This is a genomic window from Streptomyces spinosus (genome assembly GCF_020400655.1).
GTDB classification, from domain to species: Bacteria; Actinomycetota; Actinomycetes; order Streptomycetales; family Streptomycetaceae; genus Streptomyces; species Streptomyces argyrophylli.
Window position 1 is genome coordinate 146503 of record NZ_JAINRC010000001.1, and the last position, 20351, is coordinate 166853.

14 protein-coding genes and 1 tRNA gene are annotated in these 20351 nt (G+C 69.9%); 8 read left to right on the top strand and 7 right to left on the bottom strand.

Annotated features, from left to right (window positions below):
• Nucleotides 1–174: 174 nt before the first annotated feature.
• Entirely contained in the window at nt 175–2310 is a 2136-nt protein-coding gene (locus LG395_RS00590) for an AIPR family protein (protein ID WP_225808026.1), read from the top strand.
• Nucleotides 2311–2505: 195 nt separating this feature from the next.
• Here the strand turns inward: LG395_RS00590 and LG395_RS00595 are convergent, their stop codons facing one another.
• A complete protein-coding gene (locus tag LG395_RS00595; RefSeq protein WP_225808027.1) occupies nt 2506–2712 on the bottom strand; it encodes a DUF397 domain-containing protein in 207 nt (68 codons plus the stop codon).
• Nucleotides 2709–3536, bottom strand: a complete 828-nt coding sequence (locus LG395_RS00600) for a helix-turn-helix domain-containing protein (protein ID WP_372463198.1) — start codon at nt 3534–3536, stop codon at nt 2709–2711. Before LG395_RS00600 ends, LG395_RS00595 begins: the two co-directional genes overlap by 4 nt.
• A gap of 485 nt (nt 3537–4021) precedes the next feature.
• On the opposite strand from LG395_RS00600, the gene LG395_RS00610 reads away from it, so the two are divergent.
• The 3 genes from LG395_RS00610 to LG395_RS00620 all read left to right on the top strand — a co-directional run bounded on the left by LG395_RS00610 (nt 4022) and on the right by LG395_RS00620 (nt 8823).
• On the top strand, nt 4022–5614 hold the full coding sequence (locus tag LG395_RS00610; RefSeq protein ID WP_225808029.1) for a serine/threonine-protein kinase: 1593 nt from the start codon (nt 4022–4024) through the stop codon (nt 5612–5614).
• Between the two features lie 89 nt (nt 5615–5703).
• Nucleotides 5704–7845: a UvrD-helicase domain-containing protein gene (locus LG395_RS00615; protein ID WP_225808030.1), complete on the top strand. Its 2142-nt coding sequence runs from the start codon at nt 5704–5706 to the stop codon at nt 7843–7845.
• A 246-nt stretch (nt 7846–8091) separates the two neighbouring features.
• Nucleotides 8092–8823 (top strand): EcsC family protein, encoded by a 732-nt coding sequence (locus LG395_RS00620; RefSeq protein WP_225808031.1) that lies wholly within the window; start codon nt 8092–8094, stop codon nt 8821–8823.
• A gap of 365 nt (nt 8824–9188) precedes the next feature.
• Here LG395_RS00620 and LG395_RS00625 read toward each other — a convergent pair.
• From LG395_RS00625 to sucC, 5 genes are all read right to left on the bottom strand, one after another.
• Nucleotides 9189–9273 (bottom strand) — tRNA-Leu (locus tag LG395_RS00625).
• A gap of 164 nt (nt 9274–9437) precedes the next feature.
• On the bottom strand, nt 9438–11012 hold the full coding sequence (locus LG395_RS00630) for an aldehyde dehydrogenase family protein (protein ID WP_225808032.1): 1575 nt from the start codon (nt 11010–11012) through the stop codon (nt 9438–9440).
• A gap of 163 nt (nt 11013–11175) precedes the next feature.
• Nucleotides 11176–12057, bottom strand: coding sequence for a succinate--CoA ligase subunit alpha (gene sucD / locus LG395_RS00635; RefSeq protein WP_225808033.1), 882 nt, complete (start codon nt 12055–12057; stop codon nt 11176–11178).
• Nucleotides 12058–12068: 11 nt separating this feature from the next.
• Nucleotides 12069–12308, bottom strand: coding sequence for a hypothetical protein (locus LG395_RS00640; protein ID WP_372463189.1), 240 nt, complete (start codon nt 12306–12308; stop codon nt 12069–12071).
• A gap of 11 nt (nt 12309–12319) precedes the next feature.
• On the bottom strand, nt 12320–13450 hold the full coding sequence (gene sucC / locus LG395_RS00645; protein WP_225808034.1) for an ADP-forming succinate--CoA ligase subunit beta: 1131 nt from the start codon (nt 13448–13450) through the stop codon (nt 12320–12322).
• A gap of 276 nt (nt 13451–13726) precedes the next feature.
• Here sucC and LG395_RS00650 point away from each other — a divergent pair, with 276 nt between their 5' ends.
• The 4 genes from LG395_RS00650 to LG395_RS00665 all read left to right on the top strand — a co-directional run bounded on the left by LG395_RS00650 (nt 13727) and on the right by LG395_RS00665 (nt 20350).
• A complete protein-coding gene (locus LG395_RS00650; protein ID WP_171151022.1) occupies nt 13727–15409 on the top strand; it encodes a thiamine pyrophosphate-binding protein in 1683 nt (560 codons plus the stop codon).
• Nucleotides 15410–15419: 10 nt separating this feature from the next.
• Nucleotides 15420–16661 (top strand): formyl-CoA transferase, encoded by a 1242-nt coding sequence (frc, locus tag LG395_RS00655; protein ID WP_225808035.1) that lies wholly within the window; start codon nt 15420–15422, stop codon nt 16659–16661.
• A 4-nt stretch (nt 16662–16665) separates the two neighbouring features.
• Entirely contained in the window at nt 16666–18810 is a 2145-nt protein-coding gene (locus tag LG395_RS00660; RefSeq protein WP_225808036.1) for an acetate--CoA ligase family protein, read from the top strand.
• Between the two features lie 115 nt (nt 18811–18925).
• Nucleotides 18926–20350 carry an OFA family MFS transporter gene (locus tag LG395_RS00665; protein ID WP_225808037.1) on the top strand — a complete coding sequence of 475 codons (1425 nt, stop codon included), beginning with the start codon at nt 18926–18928 and terminating at the stop codon, nt 20348–20350.
• Nucleotide 20351 lies beyond the last annotated feature (1 nt).

The following is a 20351-nucleotide window of genomic DNA, read 5'->3' on the forward strand; positions in this document are numbered from 1 at the left end:
CCTTGACCAGTGGGATCCGTCGCATCCACGAGGCACCGCTCACGCCGCGGAGCTGCCCACGCCCGACCGACAGCACATGAAGCATCCGCCTACTCCGTCGGCCGATAGTCGCGAAAGATTAACGCTACACTGCGTCAGGGAGACGCAGCTGGTGGTATTGGGGGCAAAGTTAAGTTGGACGAGACAGAACGCAAGGCCGCGACGGCACCTATCCATATCCACCAGATCCGCACTGCGCTTCTGCAGCAGTACAAGGGACTCATCTACGACGAGGACCTCAAGGGATACGACCAGAACGGCTATGAACAGCGGTTCCTCTCCCGCGCATTAACGGCGGCCGCAGTACGCGAAGTGACCGGCTGTGACCACAAGACCGCCGGCGCTTCTGTCATCGACGGCGAAGATGATCAAGGCATCGACGGCGTGGCAGTCACTGAGGGCACACAGGAGGTTTGGCTCGTTCAGGCCAAGTGGAGTGACGAGGGCAAGGGCAAGCTCGACACCAATGCGGCGCATAAGCTCATCGCTGGTCTCCGTCTCATCGAGCAGCGAAGTTTCGACCGCTTCAACGACCGCCTGGAGCCAATCGCCGCTCGTGTCAACGCAGCGATGCACGATGCCCGACTGAAGGTAACTCTGGTCATCGCTGTCATGGGTGTGGGAACACTCAGCAAGGAAACCACCAACATCCTGGAAGACGCCCGGAGCGAGTTCAACGGCCTTGGACCGGTCCTTGAGTATCGCGTAGTCCACGCTGCGGACATCCTCCGACAGATCCGTGAGGATCTCGCACCCGAGCCGGTACAGGTAACCGTTCGGATGACAAACTGGCTCCGGCGGAACACTCCGCTCACCGCTTACCAGGGCACGGTTCCGGCCAGCAACCTTGCCGAGTGGTACCTGGCGCATGGAAGCCGACTCTATGAGCAGAACTTGCGCCAGTCACTCGGCACTACCCGAGTTAATTCCGGCATGCTCAGCACTCTGGCGAATGAGCCGGAGAACTTTTGGCTTTTCAACAATGGCGTGACCGTGCTGTGCGATGAGCTTGAAGAGGAGTGGCCAGGGCGCCGCCGACCAGACGAGCCTGTGCATTTGCATATCTCAGGAGTCAGCGTCGTAAACGGCGCACAAACCGTCGCGGCGGCACATCGCGCCATGGAGGCGTCTCCCGAAACGGTGGAAGACGCTGAGGTAACGGTCAAGGTGATCGTCGTTGACAAGAGCATGCCGGATCTCGCGCAGCGCATTACCGAGACAACCAATACACAAAACCACGTGGAGCAGCGCGACTTCATTGCCTTGGACGAGGTACAGGCGATGATCCGTGAAGACTTCATGCTGTCCCTTCAGAAGTCCTACGTATTCAAACGTGGGGAGCCCGACCCGGCACCGGACGAAGGTTGCTCTGTTGTGCACGCCGCCATCGCCCTGGCTTGTGCGCACCGCAATACCGAACTCGCCGTACGGGCAAAGCGGGACACAGACCTCCTCTGGGAGCGTGGCAGCAAGGGCGCCTACCCTCGCCTCTTCGAAGAGCGTCCCACCGCCTTCCAGATCTGGCGTTCGGTGCTTGTGCACCGCGCTGTGGGCACCGCTCTCAATGAAGAACGCAAGCGGTTCCAGAAGCGCGCCGCCGACGTGAGCCAGCGAGGTGACCTACTCATCACCCACCTGGTCTTTCAGCTTCTCGACCAGGATCGCATCGATGATCCGGAGTATGACTGGGACGCGGTACTGCAAGAAGTGCCTGCGCTCACCAATAGGGTCCTGTCCTGGTTGATCCACCACATCGACACGGAGTACGGGCCCACCTCCTTCCTCAGTGGAACGCTCACTGACGCCGGGCGTTGCAAGCAGCTCGCGGAGTTGGTTTTGCGTGACGCCCAACGCGAAGGCGTCATCCCCGACCTGCCGGCGATCTACAAGGCCACTAAGGGTAGTAAACGCAGGCCACGCCGCCCCAACGCTGTGCCCACTCTTGTAGACAGCGGAAGGATCAAGAACGGCACCCCAGTCCGGCTACGCCTGTGGAACAAGCCCGAGATCGAAGCGCTCACCCCTTGGCTTGCAGAGGATCCCCGACGCGGTGAAGCCACCTGGGTGAACGACCGGACGCGGTGCCTCGTGTGGGCGGTCGATGGGAAGGCCTACTCGCCGACTCGCTTGGTCCTGAACCTCTACGAACTCGCCGGCTGGCAGGAGGCACCCGTGGCAGTACAAGGGCCGGCACGGTGGACGTTGGACGGTAACGCCACCCTCTCCGATCTCGCACGAGCACTGCACGATGAGCAGGCCGAACAAGAATAGGCACGGGGGTGCCGTAGCGTGCGCCTTGTCCGTCAGGCGTGCGCGGAACGCCTTGACGTCTGAGACGTGCCACGGCAACGAGCCATGCGTGGTATGGCGGAAGATCCGCCTTCAAGAAGGGCTGGATGACTTCTGACAGCGCCTGGGGCCCGGCGCCGCGTGGACGCCGGTGCCTCCAGGACGCGCCTGCCCGCCTCAGCCGCGCGCGGCCCGCTTCACGAACTCGACCCAGGCCTTCGGCCCGAGCGACAGGACGGGCCCGGCGGAGTCTTTCGAGTCCCGGACCAACACAGCATTGGGAGCGGCAGCGACCTCGACGCACTGGCCACCCTCGGCTCCGCTGTAGCTGCTCTTGCACCAGGCGAGTCCGGCCCCTGAAGTAGCGTTCTCTGCCGTCTTCATAGCTCCCTCAGCAACTCCTCGATGAGTTCCAGGCTCTGCTGCGGAGTAAGAGCCTGGCTCCTGATGATCCCATAGCGGGCAGCGGCCAGAGCCGTCTCGTCGTTCTCCGTCACCAGGGTGCTGCGTCCCTGCACCTCCGCATAGACGACCTGCTCTCCGCCTTTGCGTCTGACCACTGTGAAGGGTCCATCGATTCCTGCGTTGTCCTCGCGGTCCAGTGGCATCACTTGGATCTCTACGTTTCGTCGGCGGCCGACGAGCAGGAGATGCTCAAGCTGTCCTCGCAGCACCGCCTTGCCGCCCAAGGGCTTGCGCAGTACGGACTCCTCCATCACGAGGCTGAGCAACGGAGCCGGCCAGCGGTTGAAGATTTCCTGTCGGTCCAGCCGAGCGGATACACGCAGTTCGATGGTTGCCTCGTCCAGCAATGGCCGACGCATGGCCAGTACTGCCCGCATGTACTCCTCGGTCTGCAAGAGACCGTTGATCACCACCGTGTCATAGGCACACAGCTCCACTGCCTCGGCCTCAAGCTGGGCCATATCCCGGAAGAAGGCCGGATACCGCGCTCGACCGACCTCCCCCTTCATGGCCACCAACAGTCCACCCGCGCCCAGCACCTCGTCCGCCCGCTCGATGAAGCGGGGCTGCGGAACCCTCCGTCCCTGTTCGTACGAGGCGATGGTGTCCGCCGAGTACCCGACCAGTCGGCCGAGTTCGGCCCGCTCCATGCCCGCCCGCGTCCGCAGCAGCTTCAACTGCCGCCCGAACGCCCCGATCAGGCCCTTGGCGGACTCCTCCTCGGAGCGCCGCTGCCCCGGCACCTCGGCGTCGACGCCGCTCTCCCTGTTGTCCAGCACCCCACACCCACTTCCCGCTCACACGGCCGTACCACCCCGTACTCGATGTGCGCCCGCGGGTACTCCCCACCGCGTCGGCGCGTCACCCCTGGTCACCGTATGCCACAGCCGGAAACGCTGCGTGCATGAACCGAACGGAACAATCCGCACCGGCGACCCCCGTCCACTCCTGCTTCACCCTCCGCTTCAGCTCCGCCCGTACCGGCGGGCGCGGCTTGCTCCGTGTCGAGACCCTCGCCGACCGCTGGGGCTGCGCGCCGCGCCCGGACGGACCCGGGAAGACGGTCGGGGCCGAGTACACAGTGGCCACAGTGGTCCGATACGTGCCGTCCGCCGCACCCTCGTAGGACGCGGCTGGACGCACAGATCGTTTTCCGGGGAAACTGACCGCGAATCGATGGGCTCGGGGGAACGAACGAGCGCGAGTGCAGGACGCGGGGCGGGGACAGGTGCCGGACAGACCGATCGCAGGCCGCTACGAGCTGCTGGAGCGGCTCGGCAACGGCGGTATGGGCGACGTGTGGCGGGGCTACGACGCGGTGCTCGACCGGCCCGTCGCCGTGAAGCGGATCCGGCCGCAGGCCGTCGCCGCCACGCCGCAGATGGCCGAGGAGTTCGAGCGGCGCTTCCGCCGCGAGGCGCGGATCACCGCGCGCATCCAGCACCCGGGCGTGCCGCAGGTGTACGACGCCGTCCTAGACAGCACCCACGAGCACCTGTTCCTCGTCATGGAGTTGGTGGAGGGCGTCCCCCTCACCCGGTACGTGCACGAGGAGCGGCCCCTTCCGGTCAGCTGGGCGGTGGCGGTGGCCGCGCAGGTCGCCACGGTGCTGTCGTACGCGCACGACGTGCCCGTGGTGCACCGCGACCTCAAGCCGTCCAACATCCTGGTCGCGCGGGACGGCACGGTGAAGGTCCTCGACTTCGGTGTCGCGGCGATCTTGCAGACCGACGTCACCCGGCTGACGGCTTCCGGCCGGCCCATCGGCACGCACCAGTACATGTCGCCCGAGCAGGTGCGCGGCACCCGGGTCACCCCGCGCACCGACCTCTACGCCCTCGGCTGCGTGCTCCACGAACTCCTCTGTGGCAGACCGCTGTTCCGTGCGCAGAGCGACTTCGAGCTGATGGACCAGCACGTCCGGGCCGCGCCCACCCCCCTGCGACGGCTGCGCGCCGACGTTCCGGAGGAGCTGGAAGCGCTGGTCCTGCACCTGCTCCGCAAGACGCCGGAGAGCCGGCCGGTGGACGTGCAGGAGGTGTACGAGCGACTGATGCCCTTCTTGCCGGCGCCCGGGGAGTCCTCCGCCCTCGGGGAGGCCGGGCCGCCCGGCGCGCCCGATCCGACCGGACTCTTCCGCCGTCCCTACGCGCCTCGCGCCCGAGCCGAGAGCCGTCCCCGGGTCGCCCCGGACGCGGCGGCACCTGGCCAGGTCGCCGAGCATGTCGTCTCGCCGCCCGAACGGGAGTTGCTTCGAGCGCAGTTGCGGGAGGTCGACGAGCACTACATCGCCCTCATGGAGGAGGAGCGCTACACGCAGGCCGCCGAGGTGGCGGGCGAGATGATCGAGCCGCTGGCGCGGGCCCTGGGCGCCGAGAACAAGGCCGTCCTGCGGCTGCGGCGGCGCCGTGCATACAGCCGGCAGCTGGCAGGCGACCACCGGGCGGCCCTGCCCGAGTTCGAAGCACTGGCCGAGGCGTACGGCCGCATCAACGGGCCGACCGACGAGGCCGCCCGCGACTGCCGCGCCCAGGCCGCCCGCTGCCGCGGGGAACTCGGCCAGGTGACCGAGGCGCTGGCGGAGCTGCAGGCGGTCCTGGAGGTGGAACGGGCCGTGGAGAGCGACGTCAGCGACGCGGCCGTGGAGCTGCGCCGTGACATCGGCATGCTGCTGCTCAGCCAGGGCAACCCGCACGAGGCCCGGGCCATTCTGGAGGCGCTGTACGAGGACGTCGTGCTCGTACACGGCCCGCGCCACGACGTGGCCGTCGAGGCCGCGGAGGTCCTGGCCATGCTCCGCCGGGAACTCGGCGGCGGGTGACCGACGCGGTCCGCCGGCCCCCCGCCGCTTCGCCGGTGGACTGACAACCGAACGGCCCGTGGCACGCCATGTAAGCCTAAAATCCCAACATGCCGCACCTCGCCCTCGACAAGGCCTTTTGCCAGCAGCTGGAGAAGCTCGAGAAGCACGTCAGGAACGGCGTGTTCGACGCCTGGGAGAAGTTCGAGCGGCTCACCCTCGACCAGCTATTCAAGGACCCGGGCCTGAAGCTGGAATCACTCAAGGGCGCCAGGGACCGGCAGATCCGGACCATCCGGATCACCCAGGGGTATCGGGGGGTGGTCCTGGCGCCCGAGACGGGCGACACCTTCGTGCTGCTGCGGGTCGGCCCGCACGACGAGGCCACCGAGTGGGCCGTGCGGCAGAAGGCGACCATCAACGCCGTCACCGGCGCCGTGGAATTGCGCGAGATCGCCACCCTGGAGGAACTGGCCCCCGCCTACGAGCGGATCGCGCCCGCCGACGAGCAGCGGCTCTTCGCGAAGGTCTCCGACGGGGAGATGGCCGCGCTCGGCATCGACGCGACCACCCTCGCGCAGGCACGCGTGCTGACCAGTCTGGAACAGCTCGACGTCTTCGGGCGGTTCTTCCCGCCGGACCAGTACAAGGTGCTGGAACACCTGGCCCTCGGTGCGAGTGTCGAGCAGACCTGGCAGGAGGTCGTGGTGCCGGCGCTGGCCGACGCGGCCTCCCAGGAGCCCGTGGACACCACCGACTACGCGACCGCCATCGCGCACACTCGCACCCGTATCGCCGTCGTCACCGACGCCGACGAACTGCGCGACATCCTCGACAAGCCGTTCGCCGCCTGGCGGGTTTTCCTGCACCCTGCTCAGCACAAGGTCGCCTACCGCCCGTCGTACTCCGGCCCGGCGCAGGTCACCGGCGGGCCCGGCACCGGAAAGTCCGTCGTCGCCCTCCACCGGGTGCGGCATCTGTTGCGGCACCTGCGCGACGGCGACCGTATCCTCCTCACCACGTTCACCAACGCCCTCGTGGACTCCCTCGCCGAAGGGCTCTCGCTGCTCGTCGACGATCCCGACCTGCGCGACCGGGTCGACGTCATGACCGTCGACGCCTTCGCCGGGCGCGTGGTCAACACCTCGCGCCGACCGATCGCCGGGTACGAGGAGACCGCCCGGTGGGAGCAGGCCGCGGATGCCACCGGCTTGACGGGCACCGCGCAGTTCCTCGCCCAGGAGTACAAGCACGTCGTCCTCGCCCAGGACATACGCAGCCGGGAGGAGTACGAGGTCTGCGAGCGCCGGGGACGCGGCAGCGCGCTGTCGGCCTCCGCCCGACCCCTGGTGTGGCGGACGATGGAGGAGTTCACCCGGCAGCTGGCCGAGGACGGGCTGCGCACCTATCTCGGCACCTGTGTGGAGGCCACCGACCTGCTGACCGAGCAGGGGCCCGCATACAGACACGTCGTCGTCGACGAGGCCCAGGACCTCCACCCGGCCCAGTGGCGGATGCTGCGGGCGGCCGCGCCGCGGCGTCCCGACGACCTGTTCATCGCGGGCGATCCGCACCAGCGGATCTACGACAACCGGGTGTCGCTGAAGTCCCTCGGCATCAATGTCGCCGGCCGTTCCACCAAACTGCGCAAGAACTACCGCTCCACCCAGGAGATCCTCAGCTGGGCGACGGGGCTCCTGCTCGGCCGTCCCTACGCCGAACTGGCCGACAGCGGACGACATGACACCCTCATCGGCTACAGCTCTGCCCTGCACGGCTCCGGGCCGCGCGTCCACGCCGCGGAGACGGAGGAGGCCGAACTCGACGCCCTGGTCGAGCAGGTGGGTGAGTGGGTGAACGGCGGCGCCGCGTACGGAGAGATCGGGGTCTGCGCACGGTTCAACAAGACCTGCGAAAAGGTCAAGCACCGCCTGAACAAGGCCGGGATCCCGGCCAGCCGGGTCCGCGCGGGAGCCGCACGCACCGACGACGCGGTGAACGTCGGCACCATGCACGCCTTCAAGGGCCTCGAGTACCGCTTTACCGCAGTCGTCGGCGTCAACGATCGCGCCCTGCCGAATCCCTCGGCCGTCACGCCGGAGGAGATCGACCGGCTCCAGCACGAGGCCGACCTCGCGGCCGAACGTTGTTTGTTGTTCGTCGCCTGCACGCGGGCGAGGGACGGGTTGTACGTCTCGTGGGCCGGGCAGCCCAGCCGCTTCCTGATCGAGGCCGGATGCGGGGCAGGGTAGCGGCTGCCAGTCACCACCAGATGATTTGACAACGCTTTCACTCACGTGGAACGCTACACCCGCGTGAAATCGTGAAAGGCAGCGCGGCGAGGGGTGCCGCGCGGCGCAGGGGTGGAGGGGTGGTGTCTGGGGGGACGCGGTTTCGACCGCCTGCAATCACGCCGGCGATGTCCGGGACCCGAACCTCTGCTGCCGCCGACAGCAGGCGAGAGACCCCGGGTGGGGCGCTCGCGGGAGGGGTATGCGATGGCCGACGACAAGACACCTGATGAGGGAGCGGTCGAGAAGGCCGGGCGGTGGGTCGCCGAGCTCGCGGAGAAGGTCATGGTGCACGGGGTGGGGCCGGTCACGGGGTCGGCGGCCTGGGCCGAGGACCGTCTTTCGCGTCGGCAGGGTGCCGACTACAGGGCACCCGATGACAATGAGCGTCGTCCTCCTGAGGACATGAAGGACGACGTCGACGCTGTCATCGCCCGCCTCATCAAGGAGTCCGTGGCCGCGGCCGGGACCCAGGGGTTCGTCACCGGACTCGGAGGTCTGATCACTGCAGGCGTGACGATCCCTGCGAACGTGGCCGCGTCCCTCGCCATCAACTTGCGGATGGCCGGCGCCATAGCGCACCTGCGGGGCTGGGACATCCGTGACCCCCAGGTGCGGACCGTGGTGATGATGCTCGCGATCGGGATGAGCGCGCAGAACGTCCTGGCGGCTTTCGGCGTGAAGGTCGGCCAGAAGCTCGGCGAGCAGATGATCAAGAAGATCCCGATGGCGGTGCTCCACGCGATCAACAAGAAGGCCGGGTTCCACCTCGTCGCGAAGTACGGAACCAAACGCGCGGCGATCACTCTCGCCAAGGGCGTGCCGATCTTGGGGGGCATTGTCGGAGGGGCTGTGGACGCAAGTGCCACTGCCGTCATCGGACGGGCCACGGACAAGGCCTTGCGCGGCGACACCATGAGAGCCGAGGAGCCGAAGTAACGAGGAAGCGAACCCGATGGACGTGCGCCGGCCCGTTCCTCGCTGCGCGTGCGGGACCAGCTGGAGGGCTTCCGGCACCTCCCGGACTCGTCGCCACCCGACCTCGGAAGTCGCTCGGTGGGTTCGGTCGGCTGCCCTCGCCAGGGGCCCTGCTCCGGTGGCCGTATCAAGTCCTCGGCCTCGGCAGGGTGGGCACGCGCGATCATGCTCTTGCACTTCTGTCATGCGCGGGGCGGCCGGCACAGCGCGGTAGCCACCGCCGGTCCGAAACGTCGGCGAAGGGAAAAGCCAGGCCGAAGACACCGAAACGCCGAACACCCGCCCCGGCCGAGAGCCGGAAGCGGGTGCCGATTTCCCCTATTTTGTGTCCGAGGGGGGACTTGAACCCCCACGCCCGATAAAGGGCACTAGCACCTCAAGCTAGCGCGTCTGCCATTCCGCCACCCGGACCAGGTGTCCGCCGCCTTGCGGGGTGTGTTCCGCGCGGCGACATGGACAACAATACCAAGGTTTCGGAGTGCGTTTCACCTGCGTATCCGCCCGCGGGGACGAGGCAGGGCGCCGGATTGCCGACGGTATACAGTCCGCGAGATCCCGTGTGCCGAGCGTGAGAATCAGGGCATGAGCTGGTACTCCGGGAAGTTCCCGGGCAGCCGCTCCCCTGCCGGGCCCCGCGTCACCGCCCGTACCAGGAGCTCGCCGCCGACGAAGGCGCCGCGCCAGGACGCTCCGAAGCCGCCGAACAGCTCGTCCCGGTCGCCGCGGGAGCGCGGGATGCCGTGCCCGGTCTTGAAGGCGCGGATCTGCGGGGCGAGCCGGTCGTAGGCGACGCGGTCGTCCGTGGCGAGCGTGGCCACCAGCGCGCCGTTGGACGCGTTCATCGCGGCCAGCAGCTCGGCCTCGGTGTCGACGAGGACGATCGTGTCGACCGGCCCGAAGGGCTCCGCGTGGTGCAGCGGGGAGGACGGCGGCGGACCGAGCAGGGTGACCGGGTGGACGTAGGCGGAGGTGTCCTGGCCCGGCAGGAAACGCGCCTCGTCCGGCCGGCCCCGGTACAGCGGTACGGCACCCCGGTCGACGGCCTCGGCCACCTGGTCGGTCAGCTCCTCGGCCTTGGCCGCGCTGATCAGCGGACCGAAGTCCGGCTCGGGCAGCGGATCGGCCGGGTCCGCCACGGCGAGCGGGTGGCCGACGCGGACGGATCGGACCGCCGGCAGGTAGGCGGCGAGGAACGCGTCGAAGAGGGAGCGCTGGACGACGAAGCGCGGATAGGCGGTGCAGCGCTGTTTGCCGTAGTCGAAGAGACGGGGGACGACGGCGGTGAGCGCCGCCCAGTCGGAGAACTCCCAGATGCCCCAGGTGTTCAGTCCCTCCTGCTCCAGGATGTGCCGTTTGCCCAGGTCGGCGACGGCGGTGGCGACGGCCGCGCCGGTGTCGCGGCCCCCGACGAAGGACACGCAGCCGATCTCCGGCGCCCGCACCAGCGCCTGGTTCAGCTCGCGCCCGCTGCCGCCGAGCAGGGTCAGGGGCACCCCCTCGCGGGCGGCCAGCGCCGCGGCCAGGGTGAGGCACGCCACGCCGCCGTCGGTCGGTGTCTTGGCGATGACCGCGTTGCCGGCGAGCGCCTGCACGAGGGCGGCGTGCACGAGCACGCTCATCGGGTAGTTCCAGCTGGCGATGTTCGACACGGGCCCGTCCAGCGGGGCCCGGCCCGCGAGCATCGGTTCGATCCGGTCGGCGTACCAGCGCACGCCGTCGATCGCCCGGTCCACGTCCGCGAGGGCGAGCCGCCAGGGCTTGCCGATCTCCCAGACGAGGAGCAGGGCGAGCAGTTCGCGGTGCCCGGCGAGCGCGTCCAGGGTGGCGGCGACGCGGGCCCGCCGTTCGGGCAGCGGGATGTGCCGCCAGGCGCGGTGCTGGTCGAGGGCGGCCCGTACGGCCTGGTGGGCGGTGTCGCCGTCCAGGCGGGGCGCACCGGCGATGGGGGTGCCGTCGACCGGGGTGGTCGCGGGCAGGGTCCGGCCGTCGGGGTGCCAGGCACCGGCCCAGAGATTGCCGGCGGTCTGCTCCCGGAAGGCCTCCGGGGCGGCCGTGAGGCAGCGCTGCCAGGCGTCGGCGTAGGAGGTGCCGGGTTTGAGGAGCGTGACGGGAGGAGGGGTCGGAGGCTGCGGGGTGAGGGTGGGGCACATGCGTGGTCTCCGCTCTCGCTGGGCGGGGATGGGGGGTGCGGGTGTGCGGGGATGCGGGTGTGCGGGGAGGTGGCCGGGCTTGCGGGGAGGTGGCCGCCTTCTGTCGCGGGCCGGCGCCGGGGGTGGCGCGCATCGGCCCGGAAGGGGCGGCGAGGTCTCCGGTTCAGCCCTGCCGCAGCGTCTCCAGCACGGCCCGGGCCGTCTCCGTGGGGGTGCGGCCCACCCGTACCCCGGCCGCCTCCAGGGCCTCCCGCTTGGCGCGGGCGGTGCCGGTGGAGCCGGAGACGATGGCGCCGGCGTGGCCCATGGTCCGGCCCTCGGGGGCGGTGAACCCGGCGATGTAGCCGACGACGGGCTTGGTGACGTGGTCGCGGATGTAGGCGGCGGCCCGTTCCTCCGCGTCGCCGCCGATCTCGCCGATCAGCACGATGAGGTCGGTGTCCGGGTCGTCCTGGAAGGCGGCCAGGCAGTCGATGTGGCTGGTGCCGACGACGGGGTCGCCGCCGATGCCGACACAGGTGGAGAAGCCGGTGTCGCGCAGCTCGTGCATGAGCTGGTAGGTGAGGGTGCCCGATTTGGAGACCAGGCCGATGCGGCCGGGCTTGGCGATGTCGGCGGGGATGATGCCCGCGTTCGACTGTCCCGGGGAGATCAGGCCGGGGCAGTTGGGTCCGATGATCCGCGTGCCCCGCTGCCGCGCGTACGCGGTGAAGGCGACGGTGTCGTGGACCGGGACGCCCTCGGTGATGACGACGGCCAGCGGTATCCGGGCGTCGGCGGCCTCGGTGACGGCCGCCTTGGCGAAGGCGGGCGGCACGAACACGACGCTGACGTCGGCGCCGGTCGCGCGCACGCCGTCGGCGACCGAGCCGAAGACGGGCAGCGGGTGCCCGTCGACGTCGACGGTACGGCCGGCCTTGCGCGGGTTGACCCCGCCGACGACGTTCGTGCCGGCCGCGAGCATCCGCCGGGTGTGCTTCATGCCCTCCGCGCCGGTCATGCCCTGGACGAGGATCCTGCTCCGCGTGGTGAGGTGGATGGCCATGTCCGGGCTCCTCAGACGGTGTGGGCGAGTTCGGCGGCGCGGCGGGCGGCGCCGTCCATGGTGGCGACCTGTTCGACCAGCGGATGCGCACGCGCGTCGAGGATCGCCCGGCCACGGGCCGCGTTGTTGCCGTCGAGGCGCACGACGAGCGGCTTGGCGGGCCGGATCCGGTCGACCGCCGCCAGGACGCTCTCCGCGCCGGTCATGCCCTGGACGAGGATCCTGCTCCGCGTGGTGAGGTGGATGGCCATGTCCGGGCTCCTCAGACGGTGTGGGCGAGTTCGGCGGCGCGGCGGGCGGCGCCGTCCATGGTGGCGACCTGTTCGACCAGCGGATGCGCACGCGCGTCGAGGATCGCCCGGCCGCGGGCCGCGTTGTTGCCGTCGAGGCGCACGACGAGCGGCTTGGCGGGCCGGATCCGGTCGACCGCCGCGAGGATGCCGTCGGCGACGGTGTCGCACGCGGTGATCCCGCCGAAGACGTTGACGAGGACGCTGCGCACGGCGGGGTCGGCGAGGACCACCGAGAGCGCGTCGGCCATGACCTCCGCCGAGGCGCCGCCGCCGATGTCGAGGAAGTCGGCGGGGCGGGCGCCGCAGCCGGCGACCACGTCCAGGGTCGACATGACGAGGCCGGCGCCGTTGCCGATGATCCCGACCTCGCCGTCGAGCTTGACGTAGTTGATTCCGCGGGAGGCTGCCTCGCTCTCCAGCGGGTCCCGGTGCTCCGCGTCGTCGGCGCCCCAACGCGTCTGCCTGAACCGGGCGTTGTCGTCCAGGGTGACCTTGCCGTCGAGGGCGAGAAGGTGGCCCTGTGCGGTGCGCACCAGAGGGTTGACCTCGACCAGCAGGGCGTCCTCGGCGACCAGCACCTGCCACAGCCGGACGAGGACGTCGGCGGTCCGCGGTGGCAGCCCGGCGGCGCTCGCGATCTCGCCGGCCTTGGCGGAGGTGACGCCCACGGCCCGGTCGACCGGGACGCGCGCCACGGCCTCCGGGTGGTGGGCGGCCACCTCCTCGATGTCGACGCCGCCGCGTGCCGAGGCGATGGCGAGGAAGCCGCCGGCCGCGCGGTCCAGGACGTAGGAGACGTAGAACTCCTCGGCGATGTCGACCGGTTCGGCCAGCATCAGGGTGCGGACCCGGTGGCCGTTGACGTCCGTGCCGAGCATCTGTCGGGCCGTCAGTTCGGCGGCCGTGGGGTCGGCGACGAGTCGGACTCCGCCCGCCTTGCCGCGTCCGCCCGTCTTCACCTGTGCCTTGACCACGGCCCGGCCGCCGAGCCGCCGGGCGATCTCCCGTGCCTCCTTGGGTGACCGGGTGACCTCGGCCCGTGGCACCGGGATGCCGTGGTCCTGGAAGAGCTGTCGTGCCTGGTGTTCGTACAGGTCCATGCCGGCTCCTGTCTGCGGGGATCATCGCGTGCGCTCCGGTGACTCGAACCGACCGGACCCCGATGACCGAAAACTGTGTACGCCCCCTGGACACCGCCCACTGGATGCGGGATAACAAGCTTCATACAGTATTCGTCGACTGTATGCAATCTACTGCATACAGTCGCTGACTCCACGTATCGCCGCACGTATCGCCGCACGCATCGCCGTACGCACCCCCGCGCACCCCCTGCACCGCGAGCCGCCCAACTCCTACGAAAAGGACGGGACTTCGCCATGCCCGACGACACCCAGGACGTGATCTCCGGTGGCCATCTCGTGGCCAAGGCGCTGAAGGCCGAAGGCGTCGACCGCATCTACACCCTGTGCGGCGGCCACATCATCGACATCTACGACGGCTGCGTGGACGAGGGCATAGAAGTCGTCGACGTCCGCCACGAGCAGGTCGCCGCGCACGCCGCCGACGGCTACGCCCGGATCACCGGCAAGCCGGGCTGCGCGGTGGTCACCGCGGGGCCCGGGACGACCGACGCCGTCACCGGGGTCGCCAACGCCTTCCGCGCCGAGTCCCCGATGCTGCTGATCGGCGGCCAGGGCGCGCTCACCCAGCACAAGATGGGGTCCCTCCAGGACCTGCCGCACGTCGACATGATGACGCCGATCACCAAGTTCGCGGCCGCCGTGCCGGACACGGCCCGCGCGGCGGACATGGTCTCGATGGCCTTCCGCGAGTGCTACCACGGCGCGCCCGGCCCCTCCTTCCTGGAGATCCCCCGGGACGTCCTCGACGCGAAGGTGCCGGTCACCAGGGCCCGTGTCCCGCAGCCGGGTGCCTACCGGGCCTCGACCCGCTCGGCCGGCGACCCGGAGGCCGTCGAGAGGCTCGCCGACCTGCTCGTCCACGCCGAGAAGCCGGCGATCCTGCTGGGCAGCCAGGTGTGGACGACCCGGGGCACCGAGGCCGCCGTCGAGCTGGTGCGCACCCTGAACGTCCCGGCGTACATGAACGGCGCCGGACGCGGCACCCTCCCGCCGGGCGACCCCCACCACTTCCAGCTGTCCCGCCGGTACGCCTTCGCCAACGCCGACGTCATCGTCATCGTCGGCACCCCGTTCGACTTCCGCATGGGGTACGGCAGACGCCTGGCCCCCACCGCCACGGTGGTGCAGATCGACCTCGACTACCGCACCGTCGGCAAGAACCGCGACATCGGCCTCGGCATCGTCGGCGACGCCGGCCTGGTCCTGAGGTCGGTGACGGAGGCCGCCGCCGGCCGGCTGAACGGCGGTGCGGCCCGGCGCAAGGAGTGGCTGGACGAACTGCGCGCGGCCGAGCGGACGGCGATCGACAAGCGGCTGCCGCAGCTGCGGTCCGACGCCTCCCCGATCCACCCGTACCGGCTGGTCAGCGAGATCAACGACTTCCTGACCGAGGACTCGGTCTACATCGGCGACGGCGGCGACATCGTCACCTTCTCCGGACAGGTCGTCCAGCCCAAGTCGCCCGGCCACTGGATGGACCCGGGCCCCCTCGGCACCCTCGGCGTCGGCATCCCCTTCGTGCTCGCCGCCAAACAGGCCCGCCCCGACAAGGAGGTGGTCGCCCTGTTCGGGGACGGCGCCTTCTCCCTCACCGGCTGGGACTTCGAGACCCTGGTCCGCTACGACCTGCCGTTCGTCGGGATCGTCGGCAACAACTCCTCGATGAACCAGATCCGTTACGGCCAGGCCGCCAAGTACGGCAAGGACCGCGAACGGGTCGGCAACACGCTCGGCGACGTCCCGTACGACAAGTTCGCGCAGATCCTCGGCGGCTACGGCGAGGAGGTCCGCGACCCCGCCGACATCGGCCCCGCCCTGCGCCGGGCCCGCGAGTCCGGCAAGCCGTCGCTGATCAACGTCTGGGTCGACCCGGACGCGTACGCCCCCGGAACCATGAACCAGACCATGTACAAGTGAGGTGGCCCGCATGACTGGAACGCCCACCAAGGCCCTGGCCGGCATCCGCGTCCTGGACATGACCCACGTCCAGTCCGGGCCGTCCGCCACCCAGCTGCTCGCCTGGCTCGGCGCCGACGTCGTCAAGCTGGAGGCGCCGGCCGGCGACATCACCCGCAAGCAGCTGCGGGACCTGCCGGACGTGGACTCCCTGTACTTCACGATGCTCAACTGCAACAAGCGGAGCATCACGCTGAACACCAAGACGGAGCGCGGCAAGGAGATCCTCACCGAGCTGATCCGGCGCTCGGACGTCATGGTGGAGAACTTCGGGCCGGGCGCGGTCGACCGGATGGGGTTCACCTGGGACCGCATCAAGGAGATCAACCCCCGGATCGTCTACGCCTCCATCAAGGGGTTCGGGGACGGCCCGTACACGAACTTCAAGGCGTACGAGGTCGTCGCGCAGGCCATGGGCGGGTCGATGTCGACCACCGGCTTCGAGGACGGGCCGCCGCTGGCGACGGGGGCGCAGATCGGGGACTCCGGGACGGGTGTGCACGCCGTGGCGGGCATTCTCGCGGCGCTCTTCCAGCGCGAGCGGACCGGGCGCGGGCAGCGGGTCAACGTGGCCATGCAGCACGCCGTGCTCAACCTGTGCCGGGTGAAGCTGCGCGACCAGCAGCGCCTGGCCCACGGGCCGCTCGCCGAGTACCCCAACGAGGACTTCGGCGAGGAGGTCCCCCGCTCGGGGAACGCGTCCGGCGGCGGACAGCCGGGCTGGGCGGTGCGGTGCGCGCCGGGCGGCCCGAACGACTACGTGTACGTCATCGTCCAGCCCGTCGGCTGGAAGCCGATCACCGAACTCATCGGCCGGCCCGAACTCGCCGAGGACCCCGAGTGGGCGACGCCGGAGGCCCGGCTGCCGAAGCTGAACAAGATGTTCCAGCTGATCGAGGAGTGGTCGGCGACGCTGCCCAAGTGGGAGGTGCTGGAACGGCTGAACGCGCACAACATCCCGTGCGGCCCGATCCTGTCCACCAAGGAGATCATCGAGGACGCCTCGCTCGCCGCCAACGAGATGGTGGTCCGCGTCCAGCACCCCGAGCGCGGCGAGTTCGTGACCGTCGGCAGCCCGCTCAAGCTCTCCGACTCCCCCGTGGAGGTCACCGGCTCTCCCCTGCTCGGCGAGCACAACGAAGAGGTCTACGTCGGCGAACTGGGCCTCGGCGACGAGGAACTGCGCCTGCTGAAGTCGAACGGGGTGATCTGAGGTGATGGCCGAGGACCGGGTGCTGCGGGTGCGGTCCCTGCTGGAGTCGGTGCGGGCCGGGGGCCGTACGGCGCTGACCGCGCCCGAGGGCCGGCTGGTCGCCGACGCGTACGGGATCGCCGTACCGGGCGAGGAACTGGCGACGGACGTGGACGAGGCGGTGGCCGCGGCGGCGCGGCTCGGCGGTCCGGTGGTGATGAAGATCGTCTCGCCGGACATCCTGCACAAGACCGAGGCCGGCGGGGTCGTCGTCGGGGTGGAGGGCGCGGCCGGGGTACGCGCCGCGTTCCACCGGATCGTGGAGAACGCGCGTGCCTACGACGCCGGGGCGCGGATCGAGGGCGTGCTGGTGCAGGAGTTGCTGCCGGCGGGCCAGGAGGTCATCGTCGGCGCGGTCACCGATCCGACCTTCGGGAAGGTGGTGGCGTTCGGGCTCGGCGGGGTGCTGGTCGAGGTGCTCAGGGACGTCACGTTCCGCCTCGCGCCGGTCTCCGCCGACGAGGCGCTGTCGATGCTGGACTCCATCCGGTCGGCGGAGATCCTGCGCGGGGTCCGCGGACAGGCCGGTGTGGACCGGTGGGCGGTGGCCGAGCAGATCCGCCGGGTGTCGCAACTCGTCGCGGACTTCCCCGAGATCGCCGAGGTGGACCTCAATCCGGTGATCGCGACGGCGACGGGAGCGGTCGCCGCGGACATCCGGATCCTCCTCGCCGAGCGGCAGCCGGCGCCGAGGAGGAAGTACACCCGCGAGGAGATCCTCGCGTCCGTGCGGCGGCTGATGCAGCCCTCCTCCGTCGCCGTGATCGGCGCCTCCAACGAGCCCGGGAAGATCGGGAACTCGGTGATGCGCAACCTGGTCGACGGCGGTTTCGCCGGGGACATCCACCCGGTGAACCCGAAGGCCGACGACATCCTGGGCCGCAAGGCGTACAAGAGCGTCACGGACGTGCCCGGCGAGGTGGACGTGGCCGTCTTCGCGATCCCCGCCCGCTTCGTCGCCGCGGCGCTGGAGGAGGTGGGGCGCAAGGGCGTCCCGAACGCCGTCCTGATCCCCTCCGGTTTCGCGGAGACCGGCGAACACGCGCTCCAGGCGGAGCTCCTGGAGATCGCCGAACGGCACGGCGTCCGCCTGCTCGGACCGAACATCTACGGCTACTACTCCACTTGGCAGGACCTGTGCGCCACGTTCTGCACGCCGTACGACGTCAAGGGCGGGGTGGCGCTGACCTCGCAGTCCGGTGGCATCGGCATGGCCATCCTCGGTTTCGCCCGCACCACCAGGACGGGTGTGTCGGCGATCGTCGGCCTCGGCAACAAGTCGGACCTGGACGAGGACGACCTGCTGACCTGGTTCGGTGAGGACCCGCACACCGAGTGCATCGCGATGCACCTGGAGGACCTCAAGGACGGGCGGGCGTTCGTGGAGGCGGCCCGCGCGACCGTGCCGAAGAAGCCGGTCGTGGTGCTGAAGGCGGGCCGTACGGCGGCGGGCGCGAGGGCGGCCGGTTCGCACACCGGCGCGCTCGCGGGCGACGACGCGGTGTACGACGACATCCTCCGGCAGGCCGGGGTGATCCGGGCGCCGGGCCTGAACGACATGCTGGAGTACGCGCGCGCGTTGCCGGTGCTGCCCACCCCGCGGGGCGACAACGTCGTGATCATCACCGGTGCGGGCGGCAGCGGTGTGCTGCTGTCGGACGCGGTGACGGACAACGGGCTGTCCCTGATGGAGATCCCGCCCGACCTGGACGAGGCGTTCCGCCGGTTCATCCCGCCGTTCGGCGCGGCCGGCAACCCGGTCGACATCACCGGGGGCGAGCCGCCGTCGACGTACGAGGCGACGATCCGGCTGGGCCTTGCGGACCCGCGCGTCCACGCCCTGGTGCTCGGCTACTGGCACACGATCGTCACCCCGCCGATGGTGTTCGCCGAACTCACCGCGCGCGTGGTCGCCGAGTTCCGCGAGCGGGGCGTCGAGAAGCCGGTCGTGGCGTCGCTGGCCGGTGACGTCGAGGTCGAGGAGGCCTGCCGGTACCTGTTCGAGCGGGGGGTCGTGGCGTACCCGTACACGACCGAGAAGCCGGTGGCGGTGCTCGGCGCGAAGTACCGGTGGGCGCGGGCGGCCGGACTCCTGGGGGGCGGTTCATGAGCTGAGCGGAACGGGGCGGCCGGCGGTGCGCGCCGGCCCGCCCCGGGACCCGTCTGCGCACGAAAGGCATGGGACAGGGGGCGCCGGCCAGGACTTTCGACGCAAGGGGTGAGCGATGAGAACGACCGACTACTCGACGTCCGTGCCGTACCGGGAAGTGACGGACCGCAACGGACGCGTGTACCGGGTCGGCGAGTCCGACATCGACATCATGGGCCGCGGGCGCACCTGGATGGCCGTCCTGCCGTGGGTGGGCATGATGGGCATCAGCTCCGCCGAGTACGCGTTCACGTCGGCGGAGGACACGCTCCACGAGGCGCATCTGTGGAGCAGCGGGCACGTCTTCTGGCTGATGGGCGTCTGGGTGTTCTTCCAGGCGGCCGTGGCCTTCCCGGCGGGGCGGTTGCGGGAGAGCGGACGGCTGCCCGCCCGTACGGCGATGCTGCTCGGCGCGGCCGGCACACTGCTGGGCTACCTGTCCCTGGCGTACGCGCCGCATGTCGCCGTCGCCTACCTCGGCTTCGGCATGTGCAGCGGCATCGGCGCCGGACTGGTCTACGCGACCTGCCTGAACACGGTCGGCACGTGGTATCCGGAGCGCAAGGGCGGCAAGACCGGCTTCGTCGACGGCGGCTTCGCCTACGGCTCGGTGCCGTTCGTGTTCCTGTTCACGTCCTGCCTGGACCCGGGCAACTACCGCGCCGTGCTGGTCACGGCCGGTATCGGGCTGTGCCTGGTGGTGGCGTCCGCCGGCTGGTTCTTCCAGGACGCGCCGAAGAACTGGTGGCCCGCGCACGTCGACCCGCTCATGGTGACCCACGGCCCGAAGATCCGGCGGGCGCTGGAGAAGAACCCGCCGGCGGTGAGGCAGTACACCCCCAAGGAGGCCGCTCGTACCCCTGTTCTGTGGATGATGTGGTTCTGTCTGCTGTGCACGGCCGCGATCGACATCTTCGGCATCGCCTTCCAGGTGCCGTTCGGCAAGGACATGGGCTTCGCGGGCGGGATCGTGGCGACCGCGATGTCCCTGAAGGTCATCGTCGACGGCACCGGGCACGGGGTCATCGGCTGGATGTCCGGCCTCCTCCGCTCCCGGACACGCTCGCGCGGGGGCACTCCCGTCGGGCGCCGCAACACGCTGATCATCGTGTGCGTCGTGCTCGGTGCGGCGCAGTTCGGTGTGCTGGTGTCCGGCCAGTGGGGCAGCATGCCGTTCTTCCTGCTGTGCTCCATGGTCTCCGGTTTCGGCGGCGGGGCGATCTTCCCGCTGTTCGCGGCCATGACGGCGGACTACTTCGGCGAGAACAACAACGCCTCCAACTACGGGATGGTCTACAGCTCCAAGCTCGTCTCCGGGCTCGTCGGTTCGGGCCTGGGCGCGGTCGTCGTCGACGCGTGGGACTACCACGGCGCGTTCGTCCTCGCGGGCTGTGTCGGGCTGGTCTCCGCGGTGCTGGCGCTCTTCCTGAAGGCCCCGGGCAGGCCGAAGGCCCGGCGCATCGTCCCCAACCCGCACCCCCTCGGTGAGGAGATGGCATAAG